The sequence below is a fragment of the Desulfovibrio inopinatus DSM 10711 genome (assembly GCF_000429305.1).
Classification (GTDB): Bacteria; Desulfobacterota; Desulfovibrionia; order Desulfovibrionales; family Desulfovibrionaceae; genus Alteridesulfovibrio; species Alteridesulfovibrio inopinatus.
In genome coordinates, this window is sequence record NZ_AUBP01000002.1 from 184,529 (window position 1) to 210,162 (window position 25,634).

The window sequence follows — 25,634 nt, forward strand, 5'->3', positions numbered from 1 at the left end:
ACAGATAGTTATGCGACGCAGCTTTGTTTCCCCTTGGTTCAGAGAATAACTAAGTGTGTTCTGGTATGCCAAACAACACGTCGATAGTAACCTCATCATTTTATTCATACTGATGGAGCTGTTTTGTTGAGATCTATTGGTATGGAATTACAAAAAATTGAGAGAGATTGTTTCTGGATATGATTCACCGGCTGTAAGTTGAGAGCCTGCTCCCGTACATCATGTTCAGGGAGGCAAAAGGCGAGCTGCATGTTTTCTTTTCCCACCAAGAAAAAGCATAAGTTCAAGGCTGACGAGCAAGAATGCCCAACAGTTTTTTTGTTGACTATTCAACTCTGTGCTTTCTGAGAAGAGAAACCAAATTTGTTGAAGCACAATGTCGCTACTTGTGGTATGAATTGTTTTTCGGCGAATGGACGCAGGTTGTTGTCGTGTAACCGCCTGTGTCCAATACCCGACAAAGACCATGAACAGTGTTAACTCCTGGCTGTACGAAGGGAGAAAAATGAAGGTCGAAAAACAATGGCAAATTCTGTTGCATCCATCGTGAGTCGTGACGAAATGGATTCGCTCCTTAAAGGACATTTCAACCGAAAAGCCGAGGTTGCTCCTGTTCCTCAACGTGCACCGGAGACGGCACCTCGCAGTTCGACGAAAAACGTTATGACTTCTCTTGAGGTCCAATTTCTTACGGGTGGTCTCAGTGCGTATTGAGCGTAAAGCGTCGGGCCTATTCTTCATGTACTTTACTCTAAAGGGCATGAAGCACGCGTGACGCTATCTATGGAAACGTCACAGCGGATTTTATATCGGGGATTCTTCCCTCTTTATCCTCACCATATTCATCGTACCAAAGAAAGGAGCTTTCGTGCTTCTTTCGTGCATTATCTTGCCTTCATCAAGCTCCTGGAGAATATTCTTGTTCGTGTGGTTATGTATTGACCGCAAGGGATGATGTATGGAAGACGTGGTTTGTCTTGAATTCTTCTCGTGAATTCAAAGCGCTTCCGGCAAGACTTTCCCCTATAATTATTCTATCATTCGTCGAATATAATGTTGATATTACATGGAGAACATTTCCAAACAAGGATATGCGGATGAATCAACGCGACATACCTGAGACAACGCTGCTCAATATCGAATTGAATTCGTCGTGCAATCTGCGATGCAAGTGGTGCGCGCTTGATCATTCGAAACCGCGTATTCAGATGCGTGTTGAAACGATGGAGATACTGTTTCGACAGCTTGCAGAGAATCGTTTACCGCATCTCAGGAGAGTCGATCTCCATAACGCCGGGGAAACGCTGCTCCATGCGGATTTGCCGGCCATGCTCTCCGTTATCCGTCGATATAAAGGTAAAATTCCATCAAAACCGGTGGTCGGATTGCTCACCAATGCGATGTTGTTGAGTGAAAAGAAGTCTACGCAAATCATTCGCAGTCGGGCAGTCGACCAAATGCGATTTAGTCTTGATGGAGGTTCTGAAGACGCATTCGAGCAAATTCGCGTTGGAGCCCGATGGGACGTCGTTCGTGAGAATATTATGAAATTTCTCTTGCTCAATCGTCGCGCTAATGCTCCCATTACAACCGAAGCAATCTGCATTATTGAAGAATCTCCTGAAAAAACAGCAGCGTTCTCTCCGGCGTTTCAAGAATTGTTGTCGTTTATGGATAAAGTGAGTCTCCGACATCCCCACAATTGGGACGGGAGTGTTGAAATGGGTGTTGATGATTCTTCGTTTCGGGCAATCGCAGAAAAGAGCGTTGGCGAACCCTGCTTTTTACTGATGAAGAACATGGTGGTGCTTCCTGATGGTTCCGTCACGATCTGCTGCAATGATTTGAATGCACGTGGCGTCATGGGAACTATTTATGAACAACCGCTTGATGCGTTTGTATGTCACCCCATGAGAATGAAAATGATTGAGCTTTTTCGGCAGGGGAAAAAAGAACAGATCGACTTATGCCGACGGTGTACAGGATTTTATTCTAAACCGAAAAAAAGAATGCATGATGAAGCATAAGAATCTTTATATCAGCAGATTTCCCCTTCGGACAGGTGGGCATGGTGGAAACCGCAGAGTGTTGCAGATTCACGACGCGTTGGTTCAGGATGCGTGGGGAGTATTCGACATTGCTCAAATGCCGACAGACGGTGGACCGGAAACGCCGTCTCCACTCTTCAGCAATGATAGCGGACTGGACACGCGGTACAATTACAATGCGTATTTACACGGCCAGTTCAATCGAGATTTTCACCTGTCCAGGCAAATTAAAGACTTGGATCTGAATGCGGTCTTGCTCGACGATCCCGTGTTTTTTCCACATACGCTGCATGAATTGTCACGGTTGTCGATTCCATTTGGGATTGTCTTGCATAATATGGAGTCCATGGCGCGTATACCAAAGGATACGCAGCAACAATTTTCAATATTTCACGAAGAAATTGCAGCGATATCACAGTCAAAACTCTGTGTGACGATTTCTCGTGAAGAGACATGGTTGCTGGAAAACATGGGAATCAATTGCTTCTATTACCCATATTATCCAACGAAATCCCTTGAAGATTGGCTCTCGGCTGTACGAAGTGCACGAAATCAATCGGAGAAAAAATACATTGTATCCCTGGGCACGGCATTCAATCCGCCGACATACGAAGGGATGTGTGAGTTGGCGACGATGTGGGACTCCGTGAATCGGGGAAAAGAATTTCTCATTATCGCGGGGTTTGGTGCATCGCTTATCAAGCAAATCGATGCCAATTTTGAATCGATATATATCGCCAACAATGTCAGTGAAGATGAGATGTTCACCATCCTGACGGAGTGTAAAGCCTGTATTATACATCAACACTCCGGGGCCGGTGCGTTGACGAAGATTCCCGAATTGCTGCTTGCCGGTGTGCCTGTTATTGCGAGTCATCATGCGGCACGGAGCTATTACGATCAGTCTTCGTTATTCATGTATGATACTTTAGAAGATCTTCCCACTGCACTTGCCGCGGCGACGTCGGCGCCTCCACCTCGTTGTTCGGTAATGCGACGTGACGAGGGATTGCGTGCGAGTATCGCACGAGCATTTTGACCGTATGGTACCTCGTCATGAGTGTGATTCCATTGGGCTGACCCAATATATATATATATATCGCCTTCAACAAGATTGTGGAGGGTTTTCCTCGTCGGAAAGATTCTCGTCCAACTCGTGACACACCTCATCGCCATTTTTGTCCAAAGGCAGAGCCACAATAACCGTCGTTCCTTTGTCGAGGGTTGACTCCACTTTGAGGTGACCGCCATTGACTTCAAGAATTTCTCTGGCAAAGCCGAGTCCCAAGCCGGTGGAAAATTCTTTGGTGCTGAAACATGGCTCGAAGATTTTGGGGAAGAGTGTCGCCGGGATGCCTTTTCCGGTGTCCGTAATACGAAATATCGCTTTATCGTCTTCGCGTTCAGTGGCAATCGTGACCGTGCCGCCGTGAGGAGAAGCTTCAATCGCATTCATCAGAATCTCAGTAAGGCCAACCAGCAGGCTTCTGAAATCGATATGGAGCCACAATTCCTCTGAGGTTGCTACGGTGTGTATGTCAATTCGTGCGACGGCGCCTTTGATTTTGCCGGTTTTTTCCAAATCGGTAAGGATTTGCTGCACGGAAACGCGTTGCATGAGGCATGGCAGATCATGGCGGACCTTTAAAATTCCATCAATCAGCCCTTCGAGTTTATGCGATTCTTCGACAATGATTTGTAAGTATGCGGCGATGGGGTCGTCTTTTCCACTCTTACGAAGCAATGACTTGGCAAAGTTCGCGATGGTAAATATGGGGTTGCGTGTTTCGTGCGCCAGTGTCGCGGCCATTCTGTCAGATATGGCGTATCGTTCCAGCAAGATCATCTGATCTCGATTTTGACGTATTTCCTCAAAAGCTTCACCCAGTTTCGTGTGGGCTTGTTCGAGTAATAAAAACGCCTTTTCCACAACAACATAATATGACGTTATTGCCGCGATAAATATAAACGTGATGGTGTTTATTGCCCCACTGAGAGGATTTATGAAGGGCCAGAGCGCTTTATGGCCTGTGATGATCATCATATCGCGCACAAGATGCCCGACACCGCGTCCAACAGAAAAGGCCATCAGTGCCACGGTCAACATGTAGAGGTATGACCAGAGCAGTTCTCGGGGTTCCAGATGCATCAAGCGGCGTGCGTAATGTGTGGAAAGACATGACAGCACAATCATCGCCGTCGAGCCGAGAATATCGACCAGAAAGATTGGGAGTTCCGTCAGGTGCAGGGTCATTGGCGCTCCTTGCAAAACTCGCGAAGTCCTAAAAGGAAAAAGATCATGGCCGGTACGGCAAGGAGATGGTCAAACTTACAGGCATAAAAAATGAGCGCTTTCCACTCCGGAAGCGCAACCAACGATCTCTCCCATGGGGGGTCCCCTCCGGAAAAAATGGGGCCAGACAGACTTTCTTCAAGCCAATGCCCTAAAAACGCTACCGCATTCCACATGGCGAAAAGCAAGCACGATAACGAGATGAATTTCCATCCGCGAGAGCGGAGGTGCACCTGATGCCGGAGACGGAAGTATAACACGACCATCGCGCCTAAAAACAAGGCGTGACCGAATTGGTGAGCATATAATCCTTCCGCCATTCCATGCGTTTGGATCGCTAAAACCTCGGACGGAGCCAGCACGGTCAGAATAAGGAGTATTGCAATCCCAAGGGCTCTCCAATTCCGGCTCGGCTTATGCTTGTCTTTTCCCCTGAAGGAGTCATCTCGCTCAACGATTTTGAATATATCGTGATCATTCGCTGGAAAGGGCATTTTATTTTTCTCCCGACACATGCGACCCTCACAACACAATGATATCGATTTACAGCCCGTAACAATACTACACTGCATTTTGAGAAAGGCGAAGACGCAATATTCTTTTTTTTCTTTTTCCTCATGATTTTTTTCTTCGGATGTTGATTTCATTCGAAAAATTGATGTTGACTGCACTTTGATGTGGAGTTGTCTCGCAGTGATCACCTGTTCGTGATTATTAATTGTTTTGTCTCAAAAATAAAAGCATTGAGAGGCGTAAGTGGTAAAGTGTGAAGGGCGTAGGATATGCGGAAGAAATGAATTTAATGAAATGGCATCGCAGTTATATAGTACGTGTATAGAGAACGCTCTAACGATGCGCTCTTTTTTTAAAGAGACGTTGGGGGCTACTTCAATGAAGCAAAGAACCCCCGTATGCTTTTTTTGTTATTCATATAGTTTGTGGTGATTTGTTCGTAAAAGATTGTATTTTCAGCGTATTTTCACCATATATCAGAATAGTGAAGAATGTTGATATCTTGAATGTTCAAATCTCCTGTTTCCGTCAGCATCCACGTCCATTGGTAGTTCCACGAACAATCCAGCGCAGAAACATGTCCTTTCAACACTTTATTGAGCAGGTCTTGGTCATGAGCAAAAAGATACTCAACCTGAAATAACGTCTCTATGGCTTTTTTCTGTGGTTGCTCCTGTGGATTGTGGCGTTAAAACGTTCTGCCGGAGTGAAAATGTTTTAAATAGAAGGGAGAGTACCTTTTTCCGGCCTGCCTTGTGATCCTATACCCTGGTTGGCCGATGTTTTTTTACACGCCTGGAGCACAAGCACACAATCATAAATCTTCAGCCTTCGCAATTCTCCGTCAAGCACATTCAGAGAAAGCGCAAAACATTATTTCTATGAGGTCATTCGATACACTCATGATGCTGTAGTGCTTCCACTGTTTCATGGGATGGGGGCAACGTGCCGCGTGTCGTGTGTTGGGCGAGTCTTTTGCAGAGGTGGGCAAGAATGGCAATTTTCGGTATTGCTTTCATGAAATACAGCTCATCCGGTATGGTGTTCGTCATTGTTTGATAGCGCGAGAGTTCTGAGTATACTTTTGCATTTCTTGGAGGAGAACATGAAGGGCATTGTTGGCAAAGACATTTTTCGCGTTCATCAAAGTGTTTCGTACTTGGTTGTTGCCTTATGACCGCGTTCTCTCGTTCCGGCGAATTTCCCGGCATTTGTCGCTGGTGTCATGGAGGGTGTGCAGCGCAGTTGACGGTGGAGGATGGTCGCCTGCTGAAGGTTCAGCCCAAGGCGGGTTCGCCGTTCAATCTGAACCGCATGTGCATCAAGGGGCTGTCGACAGCGGATTTCGTTTCTCATCCCGATCGGTTGCTTTATCCGCAAAAGCGGGTCGGTTCGCGAGGCTCGGGGAACTTCGTTCGTATTTCCTGGGAACAGGCGTTGGACGAAATCGCCGCACGTTTGGATGCGATTCGACAGGAATCCGGTCCCGAGGCTGTTGCGTTGGGGCAAGGCACCGGTCGACATCACTATTTTCATGTCATTCGTTTTGCCAACACGTTTGGAACGCCCAACTGGTACGAACCCGGTCTTGCCAATTGCTTCATTCCCCGCATTACTGTGTCCAATTTGACGTATGGGGGATTTATAGCCGGAGATTATTATGGCGATACGCCTCCCCGTACGATTCTGTTTTGGGGACATAATCCTCTGGTTTCCGGTCCCGATGGGGAATTGTCCTTTCCGGTGCAAAAGGCCTTGGATGCCGGAGCCTATGGCATTGCCGTAGACCCACGACCGAGTGAAACGGCGAAGCGTTGCGGTCTCCATCTTCCCATTCGGCCGGGGACCGATGCGGCTCTGGCGTTGGCGATGATACGTACCATTATTGAAGAAGGTTGGTACGATCACGAGTTTGTGGAAGACTGGACAACAGGTTTCGACGTATTGCGTGAGCATGTGGCTGCGCGTACCCCGGCATGGGCAGAAACGATTACCGGTATTTCCGCCGCGGACATTGTGGAGGCGGCTCGTCGTTATGCCTTGGATAAACCGGCGATTCTTGATTGGGGGGTTTCCCTGGAGCAGCACCCCAATTGTTTACAGACGGTTCGTGCCGTGGCCATTCTGCGTGGTCTGACCGGCAACATCGATATTCCGGGAGGAGATGTTTTTGGGCAAGACGTCGTTCGAGCATATCCGGTCTTGCGTCAGGCCTTGCCTCCGGAGGCGTTATCCAAACGTATCGGCGCCGATCGCTTCAAGCTTTTGGGCGGCTTTCGCGCCTTCATGCCGTCTGCACATATCCCCGGCTTATTTGGAGCCATGCGCCATGGTGATCCGTATCGGGTTCGAGCGCTGCTTGTCTTTGGCAACAACCCCCTGGCAACAGTGGCCAACAGCCGCGGCGTGTACGAGTCGTTGAAGGCTCTGGATCTACTGACCGTGAGCGATTTCTTCATGACCCCGACGGCTGCCTTGGCCGATTACGTATTGCCCGCGGCCATGTGGCCCGAAATTGACCAGATTGTGGAAATGCCATTTGTGGCGGCTCAAGCGGTTTTTGCTCAGCGTGCTATGATGCAAGTGGGAGAGTGTCGACAGAACGAGCATATTTTGAATGGCTTGGCCCAACGTTTAGGGTTGCCCGGGGCCGAAGAGTCCTTGGAACACATCTTTGATTATCGCTTAGAGCCTACGGGGCTGTCGTTTGCGGAATTGGCCGACCAATTCATGATGCAGCGTCCACCGCGCTATCGACGATTCGAGGAAAAGGGATTTCGTACACTCAGTCGTAAGGTGGAGTTTGTGAGCAAGCCTCTGGCACGTCTGGGCTACGATCCATTGCCATCGTTTGTCGAGCCGCCGGAAAGTCCGGTATCACGACCGGACTTGGTGCACGACTATCCCCTGGTTTTGACCACTGGAGCCCGTCGACGAGCGTTTTTCCATAGCGAAGGTCGGCAAATTGAGCGATTACGCCGCGCCCATCCTGATCCTTTGGCCGAACTCGGACCGGAAACCGCCAAGGCATACGGTATCAGTGATGGCGACTGGATTCGGGTTCGCTCACCACGAGGGGAAGTGCGTTTGCGAGCACGCGTGACCGAAGGAATGCGGGAAGGGGTGGTCAGTCTCGATCACGGGTGGTGGTTTCCCGAACGCCGGGACGGCGAATGCGGAATATTTGAATCCAATGCAAACGTTTTGACCAGCGATACACCGCCGTATGATCCCGCCTTTGGATCCTACCAGCTCCGGGGGCTTTTGTGTGCCGTGGAGAAGGAATAACAGAGTACCTATGATTTCGCCGGCTGCATCCTGATGGTTGAGATAGAGAATGATGGTGTTTAGCACGTCTATTCTCTTATGGTCATCTTTCGAACACTGTTCTAAAAATGCGCACAATCCAACAAGTGTTTTTGTTGAAAAAAGTCATACATTGAAATCGATTTAGCAACGCACAGAGCGAAAAAAAGAGAGAAGCGACCACTGTTATGCAGTGGTCGCTTGTGTTGGTCTTCTCGCGGGGTATCCGGGCATGACGAGAAGACAGGGCAGATGGTTGGGGCTTACAATGATTCTGTCGAAATCTGTATGGTTATTCCTGCTTTTTTACGAGTCCATAGCTTCCGAAATACAAGATATAGACCAGCATGACAAAGTTTAACAAGTCAACCCACGTCAAAGGATCGCCGCCAAAACCGGGAACAATGGACGCTTCGTTGAGAACATCCATGGCAAACCATCGCATATAGACAACGAATGAGAGAATGCCGAGACTCCATGTGATCGCGAGGCGCACGAATCGATTCGCAGCAGGGCTCAGGGCATTGGGCACATTGCCGACGGCAAGCGGCCAAAAGATCATCCAGAACACGATCCAGACGCCCAACTGTGCCGGCCACAGTGTAATGGCTGCACCAATTTTTTCCACGGCTTCGGCAGGAATCAAAACGTTTTTCAATAACGCCAAGAAGACGAAGTAAATGACTGTGCCAAGAATAAAGTTGCCGATAAATGCACCGATAGCCGTCTTTGCTCGCGAGCCAAAACTCGTCCAAGGCCAGTGGTCGAGAACCTGTGCCGTCGTCAACCAGGACACAATCACGGAGTAAAACCAGCCGATTGCCGTCGGCAGTGGCATCAGCACCTTTTCAGGGCTCGTCCAGCTCGCAACGCTCGGATAGATAAGCAAAACGTAGCCAATACATGTCAAAAAGAATCCGACAAAAATTTGTGCAATGCCTGCCAAAGGCTGTTCAAGTCCGACATCGGTCCAGGGCCAGCCCCCCATATTGGTGGGCAACACACCGAATCCATAGAATCCAATGAGCACGATGAGTCCCACTGCACCATAGCCCACCCCTTCCGTGGCGGTGAATGCGGGGTCCATGGTGCCATATCCGAAAATCATGAGCGCTGTGATGGCGAATGCGATAAGAAGCGTGATTGCGGTTGCAATCAAGCCCCGCATGGGCTGATCATACTTGCTGAGTCCAAACATGCCGAGGTTGAAACCCAGAAACACCAGGACGAGGATTCCCCAGAATAAATATGCGCCAAACGGCTGCGGATAAAATTTCCAGACACCACGCACTGGATCAACAAACAAGAGCCAGACCATATAACTGACGACCTGGATAACAAGAAAACTCATGACCGAAAACGCAACAGGACTGAGTTCCAGTCCGAAAGGTTTTTTGGTTTCCACAGCATCCGCCGACGATTCTACTGTTCTTTCCATGTAAGCAGTCCCCCGTTGAATTGTGTTATGCCTTCTATTGCCAACAAACAGTGTAATAAATAAAAATACATCAGAAGTATGATGCATTGTGTTCAGGCGCTCGAGGCGAAACATTCTTTACTGCTCGATGTTTGATTGCGATCTATGTAACAAAAACATTTTTTCTCTTGAAACATGACAATAAGAGATAAATCATTACACATGGTTGGTTTTTCATTTGTGTACAGATCTTTCTCTCCACGCAAAAGAAGCTCCCCATGCTTCTCATTATCCAAGACATTGGATGCGTATGAGGAAAATTCAGAGTACGGTAGAACCATCCATCATAATATTCTGCGCTGACAATGACTCCGTTGCGTACTGTCCATTTTGCAAAGTCTGTGCCCGGAATTGTATACTTCATTGCTCTGTATAAGAGCGATGCCGAGACGAAGTCTGGTGTCGTGTGGCTTGAGAACATGCCCAATATGGGAGGGCCGGACCTTCTGTGAGCGATATTGCGTTCTCAACGAGGCTGCTGTGAACCACGAGACGGCTCGAAGAAGCCGCATTTTTCAGTGGCAAGAGAGAGACCGCAGGAGTCGGAAGTGTTTCCCCGTCTCATGCTTTTGTCTCATATTCGAACAGTTCGGTATTTTCAGGATACCAATGATAATTTCAGGAGGAGAGAGATTGGCAAGCATCGCGTTCGTGCAGCGCGACGAAGACGATGCTCGCCATGTGAGAAAGCGATGTCGTCGAGCTATTATGACGCGATGGTGTTTTGTACCCGCTCTCGAATCGTTGCAAAGTCATCATCCACGAGTAATTCGCCGTTTTGGAAAACGGGACGCAGGCAATTGGTTTCGTTGAATTCGGGCGACGTTTTCATGGTGTAATGGGTGCCGTCGTACGCATTCACGGCCAGGATGCCGCGTTTGCTGATTTTTCCGGGGTCGGAAATAGGATTCTTGAATACGTCGCGCCAATAGGTATGGCCATTGTCGTTGACTTGGATGGCACTGCACTTCATGGCGAACTTCAACGTATCGCGATTCATTTTCTGTAAAAGTGCCCCGCCCATGCCGAAGGCAAGGTTGGAGGCGGAAATTTCCGCATCGTGGAGGGCGCTCAGAATCTGTTCAATCGATTCCTCATTGACGCCATCGCCTTGCAACACGCGAATATGTTGCGGAAGAACACGAAATCCCTTGGAATTGGTGGTGAAGCCGAATTTCTGCATGAGCGTTTCCAGGGAATCGCGAACCATGGTGACGGGATCGCCGCTATCGAGGCGGATGACGACCGTTCCTCCCTTGGCCAGAACCTTTTCATTCAATCGCGGCCAAATGTATTCAATCGCCGTATAAATATCGTAGCTGTCCGAGACACAGGCATACAACGCATTCGGCGCGCCATAGGTTTCGACCATATTTTCATAGGCGCTGACTTCACTTTCCCAGCTCGTCACCGTGGAATGTTCCATCGCCGGAATGGAAAATCCGGCCATATCGCAGTGGTAATACTGTTTTGCTGCGGCCAGCCCGATGACGGTATCGGTTCCTTTGAAATTGACGAGATGGGCAACACCGCCCAGGGCTGCGCTCTCATAGCTCGATGCGCCGCGGGAGCCGAAATCGTGCAGTTTGAAATCAATTTCAGCGGCGGGATCGTCGGCAGTGCGTTCAAGGTAGGTGAAGATCAGCTTCTTGATTTCATGGCTCAAGGTACAGACGGTGGTCGGATACCAGACACCACGTAACAGTGCGGTTTCCAGATAACTCGGCAACCAAAAGCAGGCGGGGTCGGTCGCGCGAATCTGGACCAGACAATTTTTGACATCGATGACCGTGCCTTCGGGGATGGCTTCAATCACCACGGGTAAGAAACCGCCATGGTGGTCAAGAATATGCTTCCAACCGGCGGCATGAAATGGAACACCGTGCGCCTTGAGCATGGTTTCTGCTTCGGCAATATGCTCTGCGCTGAGCGGGGTGCAGAGGTATTCTTTCAGGAACATCTGCAAGCCAAAGAAGACCGTTTGCGCCCACTTCCCGCCACGGCTTTCAATATAACTATTCATATTGACCGTATTCGGGGGATATTGATTGAAATGTGATGTTTTATAGCTGTCGGTGTTGAGAATACTATTGTGCATCATGGTATGTCCTGATGAGGTTTGTGTGCGCTTTGACAGAAGGTGACATGGTGGCTTGGACAACGGCTCCATGGTTTTGGAAAAGAAAGCGATGTGTTCCGATGACTTCGTTGAGACGATGTCACCGAAAGAGTCCTGCGCACTATACGGTGTGAGACCTCATGTCGTCCAGGTTGGTGTATGTGCGGTGGGGGGATTTTTTCATATTGCCCCGCCCGCATGGTCTCATGCGGGCGGGATGATCGTCGTCCTATTCATCGAACAAGAGTACATTGAGGTATGGCAACGGTGGGCCGGGTGGGATTCTGGGGGCAAGGCGCTCGGCTTCGGTGGTGGCGAGCAGTTGGGCGAGTTCTTCGCGTTTGGCAGTATATGCTACATAATTGGTGCTGGCCGGATTGGCGAGGTTGTCCAACTCTTCGGGATCGACATCAACGCCGTTTCCATCACGCAGACAGTACATTTCGTATTCTTCATCCACTGCGGCCGCGGGATCGTAATAGCGGGCGTATTTCCATTCTCCGTCAGCATCCTTGTGGATGATACAACGGATATGACACGGCTCGGTAATGTAGGGCGGGACGGAACTTTGCCCGGCGTATTCATCGTCAAACGTGAACAGAATCGTATCCTGAAGCTGCGATGTTGTGCCCCGAAGAACCGGGGTGAGATCATTGCCCGGGAGATACGACCATTTCCAGCTCGGCACGCCGCACAGACTGGCCACGGTCGGCACCAGGTCGACCAGTCCGGCATAGGCCGTGGTCTGGCGCGGTTCCGGAAACAGGAGCGGATTGGAAAAGATCAGCGGAATATTGATGCATTGTTCATAGACGTTGAACATTTTCTGACGCAATCCATTGTGCGCCAGTCCCATTTCGCCGTGGTCGGCCGTGCGGACGATGACGGTGGATTCGGTGAGTCCCTGGTCTTCGAGGGCTTGCAGCACGGTGTTGAACTGGTCATCGATGATGGTTTGCAAATAGGCGTAGAAATTGACGTAATTGAGTTGTTTGGGCGTTGTCGCCAATGGTTCCAGACCGGCGGCATACAGTTGTTTGGCCTGGGTTTGCACCTGCGGTTTACGAGATAAGTCGTCCGTGTCGAGCGAATCGGGGAGGGGGATTCCCATGCTCAGATCGGCCGTATTCTTGTAGCACTTGTCTTCACACGACTCGGCGTCCCAGAGTTTGGGATAGGCCAGAATATCATGCGGATTGGCCAGCGAAACGACCAAACAGAACGGTTTGGTTTGGGTGGCTTCCGGTGTTTGCGTCTGGAGATAACTGATAGCCTGGTCCACGGTGGGTTCGTCCATATCGGGACAGCCGCCAGCCAAGGTGTTCACGTCGAGCGCTTCGCCGACATTGGTGGGCACCCAACCGTTGAATCCGAATTCCGCAAGATCGTCAGCCGTGGGCGTACTTCCCTCGTCGCTTTTGGAGAGATGCCATTTCCCGCGGAGCTGCACGTCATACCCGGACTCGCCAAGCAACTTGGCCAGGTTACGTAGGTCCGGAGACAGCGTGGTTTCAGACGGAGACAGCGGACCGCCTTCGGTCAGCGTGAGGGTGACGCCGTGTTGCGCCGGATAGAGTCCGGTGAACAGACTCCCGCGGCTGGGTGAACACATGGATGCGTTGCAGAACGCGCGAGAAAAATCCATGCCGTTGCTCAGTAGCCGTTGACGCGCCTTGGTGAGATTGGCATCGGCCCAGCCGTCAGGCCAGTCGCGGGGGTATCGTTCCTGGTCGCTGATGCAAATGAGGATATTGGGTTTGGCCGGGAGTGTCGCCGCTTCGGCCGGAGACGTGCCGCCGGTTAATGACGAAAATCCGGGGATGGCCGACGCCACAACACCCACGGTGAGCGCTTGTGCGGACTCTTTGAGAAATTCGCGACGCGTGACGGTGGTTTTTTTCGTGTCTGCCATGGGTGCATCTCCTTGCATCGGTTCATGTCGTCGCACGCCGAAAGGCGGGTTGTTGGCGGATAACCGCGGCCATGTCGGCGAGGTCCGGGTCGGCATGCGTCAGAAACGCGGTAAGTCCCGGACACAAATATTGTGCAATCGGCGTGCCCGGCGAAGGGGAAAATCGATCTTTGGGGCATCCGCCCCCACAAGCGAAGCGGAGCGCACAGGCCTGACAGGCTTCCGGCAGTGCCCCGGATTTGCATCTTCCGAATTCGCTCAAGGTTGGACTCGCCAGGAGATCGGCAAGCGACTGGTTTTCTATATTGCCGAGGCAATGCTCGGCATCGACAAAGTGGTCGCAGGTGTACAGGCTGCCGTCATGTTCCAAAACCAGCGCCCGGCCGCAATCCTGGGCCATGGCGCACAGGCTGCCGGGTTGGCCGAGATGCGCGGCCAAGGCCGCGTCGAAATGTCCGACAAACACCCGACCAACGTCTGTCTGTCGCCACATGTCCCACACGCTCGACAGAAAACGACCGAAGGCGGCCGGCTCGACACGGGCCGGGCTCGGCTCTCCCTGGCCACAGGCAACGATGGGAATGAATTGGATAAAATTTGCTCCGGCCTCGTCGCGCAAAAATCGATACACCGCTTCGGGCTGGTCCTGATTGGCGGCATGGACCGCACACAGAATATTGTATTCGACACGATATTTCCGCAGATTGGCGAGTCCGCTCATCACCTGGCCATGCGTCGGCCGTCCGGCACGGCGACGATAGACGTCATGACATGCCGCCGGTCCGTCGAGGCTGATGCCGACCAACCAGCCGTTTCGGGCAAAGAATCGGGCAACATCACGATTGAGCAGGGTGGCGTTGGTCTGCACGGCGTTGAAGGCCGTTTTTCCTTCCGGTGCATGACGACGCTGCAACCGTTGGATGTGTTCAAAAAACTCCAGCCCGGCAAGTAACGGCTCCCCGCCCTGCCAGGTAAACGGCACCACCGGCCCGGGATGCTGCTCGAAATAGGCGATGATAAAGCGCTCAAGAAGACGCATATCCATGCGGGGATGTGGATCAGAAAAGAGGGAAGCTTTTGAGCGGTAAAAGCAATAAGAACAGCTCAAATTACAGTCCGGCCCAACCGGCTTGACCATGATGGTGAAATCGTTGTTGGCAGTCATAACACCACGTCGTGGATGAAAACGTGCGGCCTCATGCGGTGCATGATACGCCACGGATGGTCATGACTCTATGGGATATCGTGGAGTTTGGGTAGTGCTGTGGTGGAAGGGGGGATGATGGAGAGAAATTGAATAGTTGCCAGAACACCATTGCAGAGTGGTGCCGTACGAAATGCGTGGGAATGCTATGAAAAGAGTTTCAACGCGGCGATAATGGTCACAGTCGCAGCAAGTAACGCCCCCATGCGAACGGTCAGGTCGTTTTTCATCTTCGCAAGCTCAGCGGCAATGCGCAATTCAAGTTCGCGTACATCGTGTTTAGTGGCAAGTTCTTGCTTTGAGGTTGCATCGAAGAGCGCCATGGTATTTTCCATCTTGAGCGCCGTATTTAGCATCTCAAGCAATGCATCCGGGTTACCTTTCCGCCAAGAGGGCTGCCAACGCACGAGCAGTCTCTTCAACATGGGAGCCTGAGACCGTAAATTCCAGCATACGCATGTTAATTTTCCTTGGGGTGGGTGGTGATATATTCTCGTGCCTGTTTCATGTTGGATTCCACTTCTTGCGCATCCGCTTCCCGGCTAAGTTGTCGAAATCCGTCAACACTCCGTTGGAGCACGTCAAGGCCTTCGTCATGATGTCCTGAAACGATAAGCAATTGGCCAAAAAATTGTCCAATAACGGCGATGCCTTCTAACCGTCCCATTGCACTGAAAAGAGCATAGGCTTCCGCTATTTTCGGTGCGGCGTCTTCCATTTTGCCGTGAGTCATTTCAATTTGAGCAATGTCCCACAACGTAGAGGCAATACTGTTCTTATCATCGAGTTTCATATAGACTGGAAGCTCTTGCTCCATTCGTATTTCCAGGGCCTGGTCGAGCTGTCCTCGTGCGAACAAGATGTCGGCGATCTTCCCCTGGGTGAGGGCCAGCGAACGCACGTCGCCGAGCTTCTCATAGACCGGGAGCTGAAGTTCCTGTCGTATTTCCAAGGCCTCGTCGAGCTGTCCTCGAGCTTGGAGAATGTCGGCGATCTGCCCCTGGGTGACGGCCAGTGAACGCACGTCGCCGAGCTTGTCATAGACCGGGAGCTCTTCCGTCAGGCGTATTTCTAAGGCTTCGTCGAGCTGTCCTAGTGTTCGGAGAATGTCGGCTATTTCTCCGGCAGCAATGGCCTGTTCACGTTCCAACTCCGTGGCAACAGCATGTTCTTTCATGTGCTGAAATTGAGTTTTAGCTTCCTCCAAAGCTCCCTGCCGTTGGAAGATTCTCCCTAGATCCAAGAAGAGGCTGAGTCTGGTGAGGTCTTCCACCGCTTCGCCATTCTTTTTCATTCGTTCCAACTGTGCTTCCAATGTTAGCAAAATGGCTTTGGCTTCCTCTGGCTTTCCTGCTGCAAAACAAGCCCGTGCGGTATAGATCAGCAATTTGGGAGGTGGACTAATGTTCTGTTGAGTACATAATTTCAATGCTACCTTTCCCATCGTTGCAGCGTCTCCATTGCCAATGTGGGAGACCAGAGCCTCGACAGCATATTCACCACAGGTTGCCGCAATCCGACCGTGTTCGACGACAAGCGCGAGACGGAAGAGTTCAATGTCTGTTAATGAGGCTTTCTTCCGATGATAATCGCCACCCCAGGCTGTATATAGAGGTTCCAAAATCAACGGGATGATGGCTTGAGCTTCGGTTTCCGTGACCTGTTTGAGACGAGCCGCCGCGAGGGCATTGACGGCGAGGGCGGTGTGAGTCGGCTGGACAAGGTCTTCAGAGGGTTCCAGCAGGCCCAGGCCGCGCAAATGGGTGATGTTGCCGCCCATGGTGTCGGCGAGGCGTTGTACGATGGACTCCGGAATGGGGAGTTCGACGCAATTGACCGCGCGTAAGAGATCCCGGCCAGCGTCGCCAGCCAGATCGAGCAGAGTATCCAGGGCGAGGTTTTCCAAAAAGGCGCGTGTCGTTTCCTCAGTCGGCAGGTTGCCTCCCTGGAGGTAGGCTTCCATCTCGTTGAGCACCTGTTCGACTCGCTCTTCGGGCACGTCGGTTTGGAGCGCGAATTTGCCGACGATCATATCTTGCAAGCCGGGGTTCCCCTGCGAGACTTTCAGCGCACGCTGCACCAACGGTTCTCGCGCTGTGTCCGTGCGTTTGGTTCCATCGGCAACTTGGCGTTGGCGCAACAACAATTTGTGCTGTTCTTCTTCCTTGAAGGCAGCAAGTTGGATGGTATGGAGGCGATGTTCCATACCATCGAGACGGAAAGCGTAGCGGCTTGTGAACAGCAGACGGCTTTTGGTTTGCCGTGGATCAAAGGTCTTCACAAGCGCGTGAAGAATTGGCGCATACGATTCGTGGACGTGATACGGACTGGTGTGATCGGTCGGTGGACGCAAAATTTGTTCGAGGTCGTCAATCACCAGCAGGACGGGCGTCTGTTGCCTGCATGGGGCCTGTTTTTCACACACGAGCCGTTGCAGCACGCGTTCCAGCGATTCCGGATGGCGGATCAATTCGGCGCGGCTCGACGAGATGATGTCTTGGGCGTCGGCATTGCCTTGTAAGGCTTCAGCGAGAGCGTCCAGAATGGCAATTGCTCCGTTGAACTTTCCGTAGACAACGGCCAGCGCCATGTCCGGTCGACGGGTGGCCAACCGGGCCGCCAAGCTCGATTTTCCCAGTCGTCCCATGCCCATCAGGAGTAGGCCGGCGCACTCATTGCCGGCCAATACACGCAAGCCCTCTTTAAGTTCACGCCGTCGGCCGACGAACATTTCATGACTGGCGACGGGGATGTCTGCCTTCTTGCCGAGAAATTCCTTATGGCCATGCGTGGCCGGGACCAATGAACGCTCCGTGGTGCCGCCAATAAGCGGCCCGCCGCCTTGTGCTCCCAACCAGAGCCGGGCCATGTGCCAGTCGTTATATTGCAGTTCCGTGTTTTCAAGCAGGCGGAAGCGAGCATGACAGACGGCATCTTCCAATGGCTGGCGATCTGCCAGACTCGCATAGAGTTCTTTGGCAAACAACGTCGCCGACTGATCGCCAACCGACCCGTTCCAGCCGAGCACGGCCGGTAAACCGGATCGGGCCATGGCCGCGGCCAAGGATTGCGCCGGCCCTGTTTCCATGTGTCCCGGCAGACTTGTTTTGCACGCTGAAACAAAGAGAAAACGCGGGGTGCGCCCGGCAGCCGTGGGAAGTTTCATGACGAGATCGGATGCTGTGGTCAACACGCAGTCGCCGGTTTCGTTTTCCAGAGCAAGACAGGGCGTTGGTTTATTCGTACCATGACAGGACACATGCAGCACGGTCATGGGATCGAGCCCGGCCAAGGTATGGGCCAGTTCGTTGAGTTCGCCGGTCTCCTCCACCACGAGATCAATATGCGTTTCGCCCACGGCCTGCAGAATCGCGGCTTCCTCGGCCTCGTAATCGAGTAATATTTCGTTACGTGGAGACGCTGCCATGAACACGACACCGAGGCGGAATGTGTCCAAGGTGGGTGGTTTTTTCGCTTCTTGTATGCGACGTACAGGCGTAAAACGCCGTGTCAGATCGTACGCGAAAAAGCCGTCTTCATCGGCGAGAAGTTCCCAGGGGGCGTCAAGTATGGCGGCCTCGGTCGCGTTGGGCTTCCGACTGGTACAGATGATTTCCAGCAACGCTGGAGAGCATTCATCCAGGGCACGTGACAACCCCGGCGCATTCGCGGCGATCCATGCATACAGCTCGCAACCCAGTGTCAACAGATCGGCCTTGGCCTGCTTGGGCCTTCGTTCCACAATCCCGTCATACCGTGACGCAAAATCGTTCAAATCGTGGACGGCTTTGTCATCGATATCGCGTGAGCCATACACTTCATTTCCAACAAGGGTGCTCAGATTCTGTTCACGTATACGAAGTTCAATGGGCATGGCGGCTCCATGGTGTCTCAAATAATAAATGCCGTATAATTCATCGAAAAATATGAAAACACAAGGTCGTATGGCGGGAAAACGATGTATAATGACGTGAGGGCAAGAGTGTTTGCCGTGGTTTGTTTTGGCCTCCACAGAAAACGGCCCAAGACAATCGTCCTGAGCCGTTTTCGATGGAGGGATGGGGGAGATATCTACAGTTTTTTGTGGCAGAACCACCAATCGAAGCAATCGGTGGTGCCGGTGCGTTCTTTGGCGACGGTGACGTCTTTGGCGGGCGGGATGATGACCGAGTCACCGATGAGCTCGTTGTTGGGCCAGCCGGCCGGGATGGCGACGCCGTTGGCATCGGAGGTCTGCATGCCTTTCACGGCGCGCAGCAATTCATCGATATTGCGGCCGAGTTCTTGCGGGTAGTAGAACATGATGCGCAGAATGCCTTCAGGGTCCACGATGAACACAGCGCGGACGGTGTTGGTGCCTTTGCCCGGATGGACCATGCCCAGTTTGGCCGCAACTTGTCCCATGTCGTCGGCAATGATCGGGAATTGGATTTCTTCACCCAGGTTGTCTTTAATCCACTCGACCCATTTAATGTGGGAAAAAACCTGGTCGATGGACAGGCCGATGAGTTCGCATCCGAGTTCCTTGAAATCATTGAACCGTTTTTGAAAGGCAACAAACTCCGTGGTGCATACCGGGGTGAAATCGGCCGGATGCGAGAACAGCAAAAACCATTTTCCTTCCATGTCTTTGGGCAGTTTCATGGTGCCATGTGTGGTCGTGACTTCCATTTTCGGGAACTTTGCGCCAAGCAAGGGGATACCGGATTCCATATTTGTCTCCTTCATTTTCCTGTGGTTAGTTGTGGTTGACGGTAGGACAGCCAGCCCGGCCCCACGCAAGAATGCCGCCGGCCAGGGATTTCACATTGGTGTATCCGTGTCGTTTCATGAATGAACCGGCCATGTTGGACCGGTAACCGGACCCACAGTAGACAACAATTTCTTCCTCCGTGGGCAGTGAGCAGCAATTGTCCAGTATTTCGGTGAATGGAAGGTGCTGGGCTTCGGCAATGAAACCGTTGTTCCATTCGGGATCGGTGCGCACATCAAGCAATATCGGCAAGGTCTTGTCGGTGGCGCGTTGGGAGAGTTCGGTCACGCCGACTTGTTCCAGACGGTCAACAGTGCGTCCGGAATAGATCCACGCCTGCATGCCGCCGGACAGATATCCCAGAATATTGTCATAGCCGATGCGGTGCAGCTCGGTGCGCATGGCATCGTAGTCTGGTCGATCATGCACGACGAGCAGAATGTCGGCGTCGGGTGGGACAACCATGCCGACCCAATTGGCGAGTTGTTTTTCAAAGCCGATGTTGAGGGCTCCGGGAATATGGGCGCCACCGAAGGCAGCCCCATCTCGGGCGTCGATGATCACGGCACCGCGCTCCATGGCGGCTTCGAAATCGGTCACAGACAGGGCGCGTTCCAACGGACAACGGTCGAGGAGCGGCGCGCCGTGTTTATTGGTGGAAATGATATGCGTGAAGCTTTTGGGGCGTACCGGAAAATCATTGCCGGTGGCCAGCGCAAAGGCTTGAAACGAATTGTATTGCAGTCGCGGGTTGTGTCGCCGTTCGTAGCCCAAAGACGTATTGGTCTTGGGGCTCATGCCTTTCCCGCACAATGAACCGGCGCCGTGTGCCGGATAGACTTCCAAATAGTCGGGAAGCGATCCCAATTTGTCGAACAGAGAACTGTACAGGTTCTTGACCTGCTCCTCCAGCACCTCTTTCCCGGCCAAGTCAGGACGCCCGATATCACCCACAAACAGCAAGTCGCCCGTTAGAATCAACCAGGGCTCTTCCGCACGTGCCAAGTCCGAGACAAGCAACGAGATGGCGTGAGGAGTGTGACCCGGAGTATGCAACACCTTGAGTCGGGCATTGCCGGCTTCGAGAATATGCCCCTCGGGCAGGGGCGTGAATGCGAAGTCCACCGGCGACTGCGGATGCATGCAGATTGCTGCACCCGTCCGGTTTGCCAACTCATGCGCTCCGGACACATGGTCAGCATGGACGTGGGTATCAATAATATAGGTGATGCGCATGCCTTCGTCACGCGAGATGTCGAGATAGTCTTGGATATCGCGTTTCGGGTCCACGACGATCATGGAGCCCGCTTGTGGGCAGCCGAGTACATACGACAGGCAGCCAAGTCCTGAGACTTGGATCTGTTTGAAATACATCGGATTCCTCCTTTGCAGTGTACAGCGTAGTCGAACCTGCCCGTGTTACTGCCTTTGGGGCATACCACGCTTCTTTTCACATACCAGTTGATGAAACTTTTCGTCCATAGTTAATGCTGATTTTTTGTATAGAAATTGTTGATCGATGTTTTCTGGGTGCGACAATGGAAGCACTCTATGTCTAGTAAGAATAATTCTCAAGTAAAAATAAAAATTAATATGCTTCTTTTTGAAAATATTTCCACACGTGGAAGAAATCGTTGGCTGAGCATTAAAAATAGTAAATAAAATTGAAGTGTTAATTTGGTAGCTTTCGGTAGTGCATATCGCTGGAGCTCATCAAATGCTTTTTTTCTATCCATTTTGTTATCGAAAAGTCTTCAGAAGGATATGGAAGGAATCGAGTGCTCGAAGTAGGTGGATGTCTCCTGACCGGTCTTTGAAGAGATATCGAAAGCACGCTGGGGACGAAGGATGCACGCAAAGAATAAAGAAGGAAAAAGGAGGGACGTCGTGCCAGAGGATGGCAGAATGCGAGGTTCCGTCCGAAATCGCTTCGTGGAGAAAGAAAACGTAAAATTGATTATTTGGAGTCACGATTAAAAAGTTTTTCGTGAATTATCACGAGAGCGCTTGCAATCGTGTCATATTGAGCATAAGAACCCAAGGAGTTCATGTGAAAATTATGGACTGATGTTTTTTCACTCTGTCTGGAGTGGTCACCATACGATAAATAAAGATTCTGTATACCTCATGCAGTGTATGAGGTGTATTGTTTTTTTTGTTTGTTGTATTCTCTAGATCGTCTTGTTCTCATCTTCATTCCTCTTTCCTTTCATCCATCTCATCGCTTCTTAGTGTCGCCTCGTTCCGTATTTGGATTTATTCTGATCTATATCAACGAAAGATAACATCCATTGTTTCTTTTTGATCTCTTAATCAGTGTAAATTTCACTTGAAAAATAATAAATGAATTGTCTTTTAGGGGACAAGTCAAAAATATACGAAAAGCACTTGTCATAAAAATATGGCTTTGTTAAGTAGTGACATCTCGCAACACACAAACCTCAAAGGAGAAATCTCATGAACGTAAGCGCACGCAATCTTATTCCTGGTACCGTAAAGAAAGTCAGCATCGGAATGGTTAACGCTGAAGTCGTTATTGAAGCCGCTCCTGGTGTTGAAGTTGTTTCCGTCATCACCAAAGACTCTGTTGAAAGAATGGGCATTAAAGAAGGCGCGAAAGTAAAAGCGATGGTCAAAGCGACCAGCGTCATGCTCGTGACCGACTAGTCTGTTCATTACAGATTAATTTTAGCAAGGTGGGCTTATGCATATTGCATGAGCCCACCTTGCTTATTATGATTTGCTATAGGATTTATCTATTGATTTTTATATTTTGTATTTTTAATATAAATACACAACGAGTTTAGTATAGAATTTTAATGTGAATTATGAAGTCATTGGGTCGCCGTGATATGAATTTGAGAGCGAGTGTGACGAGAGAGGAAGCCGCTTCGTTCAAGAAGCATAGTTGGGTGTTCTGTTCGTGAAGTGCTATGTGGAGTGATTTGGCGGGGGAGGAAGCGTAAGCCAGCCATACAGCGCCTTCAGACAGCTCAATGATTTCATCCTCTCGGTCTGTGTAGCAATATATTTCGTCAATCCGGCTAGAAAAAAGGGACGTCGGGTATGTCTGAGAATTTATCTCATAACAGCCGTGCGGCATCGTTGTTTCTTTATGAACTGAAGTGCGTGAAAAGACGTTTTATCCACAGGGTCCTAATACCTCTTCGCGCATCAATGATGCAGGAAGCTTTATCGAGGAGGCGTCCTTCGAAAGGATTCATACTGAGAGTAGTGTTGCAAACTGCATCTCCCTGGAACGCGGCACAATATGGCTTAATAAAACGAATATGCGCCTTTCCTCTGATATTTTAGAGATGCCTGACCAATTATCTAGACGATCCTGGTTCAATATATGTTTATGCATTCTGTAGTATGAATGTTATAAGAATAAGCGGAAGGGTTCAACCGTGGTATTATCAGGTAAAGTTTCAGTAGAGACAATGTATATCGTATTAAAAAAGACTTGTCTCTGTTTATTAAACTCTGTTATACGGTGATTTGTATTGTGAGAGCAATGAATGAATAGGAGTATGCACAGATATTCAGTTCAATTTTATATTTTATATTATATCTGTCACTCGTATGATTTTTTTAATGACAAGTTAAATAATTCAAAATAGATACTATGAAACAGTGAGATCGCGTGGTATAGGTCTGACTATCTTGAACCTTTATTATTGAAAAGGAGATTTTGTATGAAAGTCAGTGCACGCAATCTTATCCCCGGAACCGTCAAGGCCATTAACATTGGTATGGTCAATGCTGAAGTGGTGATTGAAGCTGGTCCTGGTGTTGATATCGTTTCCGTTATCACGAAGGAATCTGTTGAAAAGATGGGATTGAAAGAAGGCTCTGAAGTTAAAGCAATGGTGAAAGCGACCAGTGTCATGGTTGTTACAGATTAATGACGATTTTGGGTGCTGATTAACAAATCAATGGGACGTCGCATTCCGTGCGGCGTCCCATTTTTACAATGAGATAATACTCTGTTGTATTGCGTATCCAATTGTTTCCTGGATATTTACTTTGCGTTGCCTATGCCATCCGTCGTCTTCCTTCGGCATCAGCTGCTTTGAGAACAGAAAGAATGCGATGCGGCGTGATTTCAACAGGCTCGTTATGAATACTTTCCTCTTCGGCACATGCTTTTTCAGCGACACACAGGAGCTCTTCGTCACTGACACCTTCAAGACCTAAATCGCTCAAGGTGGTCGGCAGGCCTAATGATGCGCAGAGGGTATAGACTTCATCAATTCTGTGCATGGGTTGATCCGTCAAGAAAAGAGACGCCAGCACTCCAAACGCCACTTTCTCGCCGTGATACAAATGTTGAACGGCGGGCAGTACGGTCAGGCCATTATGAATGGAGTGTGCCGCGGCAAGTCCTCCGCTTTCAAAACCGAGTCCGCTTAAAAGCGTGTTGGCTTCTACAATGCGTTCCAGAGCGGGTGTCACCACGCCCGCTTCGCAGGCCGTGAGTGCGGAAAGGCCGTAGTCGCGGACGGTTTCATAGCACAGCTTCGCCAGAGCATACGCCGTCATGGACCCCACGCTTCCGGCGATATTACGTCCTCGACGAATGCGGCATGATTCGGCTTCGAACCATGTCGCCAGCGCATCACCCATGCCTGCGACGAGAAACCGAGCGGGAGCCTGAACAATGACATTGGTGTCCACGATGACAAGGTTGGGGTTGGTTGGAAGAATGTCCGCTCGTTGGAATACCCCTTCCTCTGAATATACGACACATACGGAACTACAGGGCGCGTCGGTCGATGCAATAGTAGGAACCATGGCGCAGGGAATTTTGGCTTGGCTCGCTACGGCTTTGGCAGTATCCAGTGTCTTCCCTCCGCCAACAGCTGTGATGGTGTCCGCACCGAATTCTTGGACGAGTCCCAACAGGCGGGCGATTTCCGCATCCGTGCATTGCCTGTTGAATCGTTCCACACGGACAGCTCCAACCGCTTCAATCGAGGGGAGCACAGGAGGAAGAAGGTGCTCCAGAGGATGGGGCGACGAGATGATAAAATGACGTTTTCCGAAGCGGGATAATTCTTCTCCGAGCCGGGTTACTGCTCCGCCTCCTTGGACATAGCGTCCAGGAAATAAAGTGATGGTGGCCATGGCATCCTCTTTTTTGGAGTGATACGAGAAGCATACGATCAATATGGTGTCGACTTCATGAAATTCGACGAACGTCGTCAAGAACGTATGTGCATTGTCGTCTTCAATATATGGTGGATGGAATCGCACGGCGAGTAAAAAATATGGAGGATGGTGTCGTGGAGCAAAGGCCATTACGGGCTGTCATTATTGGAGCCTCGTCAGGTATCGGCGAAGCGTTGGCACGACGTTTGTCTCACGCCGGTTGGCAATTGGGGTTGGCGGCGCGGCGTGTGGATAAGTTGAAACAGATCGTTCATGAGTTGGGGCAGGGTCACGTTGTTCGTCAACTTGATGTGACACATCCTCACGAAGCGATGACGACCATGGATGATATTATTCGTGATCTTGGTGGGATGGATCTGCTCGTTCTGTGCGCTGGAACGGGACATCTCAATACCGAAGCGGTTTGGGAGCCGGATCACGACACCATTGCCGTCAACGTCACGGGGTTTGCCGCCTTGGCCCAACATGGTTCGCGGTATTTTATGCATCAACACAGCGGCCATCTCGTCGGAATCACGTCCGTGGCATCGCTCCGCAGTTCGGGCGCAGGTGCGGCCTATAGTGCAAGTAAGGCCTTTGAATCTTTCTATCTTGATGGGCTGCGCGCTTTGGTCAAGGATCGCAAACTTCCCATCACCGTGACAGAAATCATTCCGGGCTTTGTCGATACGGCCATGATGCAGGCCGAGAAGCCTTTCTGGGTTGCTCAGCCGGAAAAGGCCGCTGAACAAATTTATCACGCCATACATCGCAAAGCAAAACGCGCCTACATCACCAAACGCTGGGCGATCATCGGCGCGTTGTTGAAGCTGCTGCCGCGGTAAAATGGTTGCG

General features: G+C 50.7%; 19 protein-coding genes. 7 read left to right on the forward strand and 12 right to left on the reverse strand.

Annotation, left to right across the window (positions count from 1 at the left end; all coding sequences use genetic code 11):
* The first annotated feature begins 522 nt into the window (after window positions 1-522).
* The 3 genes from G451_RS0103180 (at window position 523) to G451_RS0103195 (ending at window position 3,087) form a co-directional block, all read left to right on the forward strand.
* Window positions 523-714, forward strand: coding sequence for a hypothetical protein (locus G451_RS0103180; RefSeq protein ID WP_027183128.1), 192 nt, complete (start codon window positions 523-525; stop codon window positions 712-714).
* A 383-nt stretch (window positions 715-1,097) separates the two neighbouring features.
* The gene (locus tag G451_RS0103190) at window positions 1,098-2,027 is read left to right on the forward strand and encodes a radical SAM protein (RefSeq protein WP_027183129.1); all 930 of its coding nucleotides are present in this window, start codon (window positions 1,098-1,100) and stop codon (window positions 2,025-2,027) included.
* Between the two features lie 58 nt (window positions 2,028-2,085).
* On the forward strand, window positions 2,086-3,087 hold the full coding sequence (locus tag G451_RS0103195; RefSeq protein WP_156921487.1) for a hypothetical protein: 1,002 nt from the start codon (window positions 2,086-2,088) through the stop codon (window positions 3,085-3,087).
* Window positions 3,088-3,153: 66 nt separating this feature from the next.
* Here G451_RS0103195 and G451_RS27265 read toward each other — a convergent pair whose 3' ends face one another.
* The 3 genes from G451_RS27265 to G451_RS35270 form a co-directional block, all read right to left on the reverse strand.
* Window positions 3,154-4,302, reverse strand: a complete 1,149-nt coding sequence (locus G451_RS27265) for a sensor histidine kinase (RefSeq protein ID WP_084448337.1) — start codon at window positions 4,300-4,302, stop codon at window positions 3,154-3,156.
* Entirely contained in the window at window positions 4,299-4,835 is a 537-nt protein-coding gene (locus tag G451_RS32195; RefSeq protein ID WP_156921488.1) for a hypothetical protein, read from the reverse strand. The genes G451_RS27265 and G451_RS32195 overlap by 4 nt, the downstream gene beginning before the upstream one ends.
* 485 nt (window positions 4,836-5,320) lie before the next feature.
* Window positions 5,321-5,506: a glycosyltransferase gene (locus G451_RS35270; RefSeq protein ID WP_084448338.1), complete on the reverse strand. Its 186-nt coding sequence runs from the start codon at window positions 5,504-5,506 to the stop codon at window positions 5,321-5,323.
* Window positions 5,507-6,027: 521 nt separating this feature from the next.
* On the opposite strand from G451_RS35270, the gene G451_RS0103215 reads away from it, so the two are divergent.
* Window positions 6,028-8,142: a molybdopterin-containing oxidoreductase family protein gene (locus tag G451_RS0103215; protein ID WP_034640523.1), complete on the forward strand. Its 2,115-nt coding sequence runs from the start codon at window positions 6,028-6,030 to the stop codon at window positions 8,140-8,142.
* Window positions 8,143-8,452: 310 nt separating this feature from the next.
* Here the strand turns inward: G451_RS0103215 and G451_RS0103220 are convergent, their stop codons facing one another.
* The 8 genes from G451_RS0103220 to G451_RS0103265 form a co-directional block, all read right to left on the reverse strand.
* The gene (locus G451_RS0103220; protein WP_027183132.1) at window positions 8,453-9,598 is read right to left on the reverse strand and encodes a hypothetical protein; all 1,146 of its coding nucleotides are present in this window, start codon (window positions 9,596-9,598) and stop codon (window positions 8,453-8,455) included.
* Between the two features lie 745 nt (window positions 9,599-10,343).
* Complete coding sequence (locus G451_RS0103230; protein WP_027183134.1) at window positions 10,344-11,738, reverse strand: nicotinate phosphoribosyltransferase; 1,395 nt, start codon at window positions 11,736-11,738, stop codon at window positions 10,344-10,346.
* Window positions 11,739-11,985: 247 nt separating this feature from the next.
* Entirely contained in the window at window positions 11,986-13,668 is a 1,683-nt protein-coding gene (locus tag G451_RS27275; protein WP_051261081.1) for a sulfatase family protein, read from the reverse strand.
* 22 nt (window positions 13,669-13,690) lie between these two features.
* On the reverse strand, window positions 13,691-14,833 hold the full coding sequence (locus G451_RS0103240; RefSeq protein ID WP_027183135.1) for an anaerobic sulfatase maturase: 1,143 nt from the start codon (window positions 14,831-14,833) through the stop codon (window positions 13,691-13,693).
* A 185-nt stretch (window positions 14,834-15,018) separates the two neighbouring features.
* Window positions 15,019-15,279, reverse strand: coding sequence for a hypothetical protein (locus G451_RS32200; RefSeq protein WP_156921489.1), 261 nt, complete (start codon window positions 15,277-15,279; stop codon window positions 15,019-15,021).
* Window positions 15,280-15,332: 53 nt separating this feature from the next.
* Entirely contained in the window at window positions 15,333-18,746 is a 3,414-nt protein-coding gene (locus G451_RS27285; RefSeq protein ID WP_156921490.1) for a CHAT domain-containing protein, read from the reverse strand.
* A gap of 197 nt (window positions 18,747-18,943) precedes the next feature.
* Window positions 18,944-19,585, reverse strand: coding sequence for a peroxiredoxin (locus G451_RS0103260; RefSeq protein ID WP_027183136.1), 642 nt, complete (start codon window positions 19,583-19,585; stop codon window positions 18,944-18,946).
* 25 nt (window positions 19,586-19,610) lie between these two features.
* Window positions 19,611-20,999: an MBL fold metallo-hydrolase gene (locus G451_RS0103265; protein ID WP_027183137.1), complete on the reverse strand. Its 1,389-nt coding sequence runs from the start codon at window positions 20,997-20,999 to the stop codon at window positions 19,611-19,613.
* A 1,083-nt stretch (window positions 21,000-22,082) separates the two neighbouring features.
* Between G451_RS0103265 and G451_RS0103270 the strand changes: the two genes are divergently transcribed.
* Both G451_RS0103270 and G451_RS0103280 read left to right on the forward strand, forming a co-directional pair.
* On the forward strand, window positions 22,083-22,292 hold the full coding sequence (locus G451_RS0103270) for a TOBE domain-containing protein (protein ID WP_027183138.1): 210 nt from the start codon (window positions 22,083-22,085) through the stop codon (window positions 22,290-22,292).
* 1,031 nt (window positions 22,293-23,323) lie between these two features.
* A complete protein-coding gene (locus tag G451_RS0103280; protein ID WP_027183140.1) occupies window positions 23,324-23,533 on the forward strand; it encodes a TOBE domain-containing protein in 210 nt (69 codons plus the stop codon).
* 130 nt (window positions 23,534-23,663) lie between these two features.
* Here the strand turns inward: G451_RS0103280 and G451_RS0103285 are convergent, their stop codons facing one another.
* Window positions 23,664-24,755, reverse strand: a complete 1,092-nt coding sequence (locus G451_RS0103285) for a glycerol dehydrogenase (protein ID WP_027183141.1) — start codon at window positions 24,753-24,755, stop codon at window positions 23,664-23,666.
* Window positions 24,756-24,913: 158 nt separating this feature from the next.
* Here G451_RS0103285 and G451_RS0103290 point away from each other — a divergent pair, with 158 nt between their 5' ends.
* Window positions 24,914-25,624 carry an SDR family NAD(P)-dependent oxidoreductase gene (locus tag G451_RS0103290; protein WP_027183142.1) on the forward strand — a complete coding sequence of 237 codons (711 nt, stop codon included), beginning with the start codon at window positions 24,914-24,916 and terminating at the stop codon, window positions 25,622-25,624.
* Window positions 25,625-25,634: the final 10 nt, after the last annotated feature.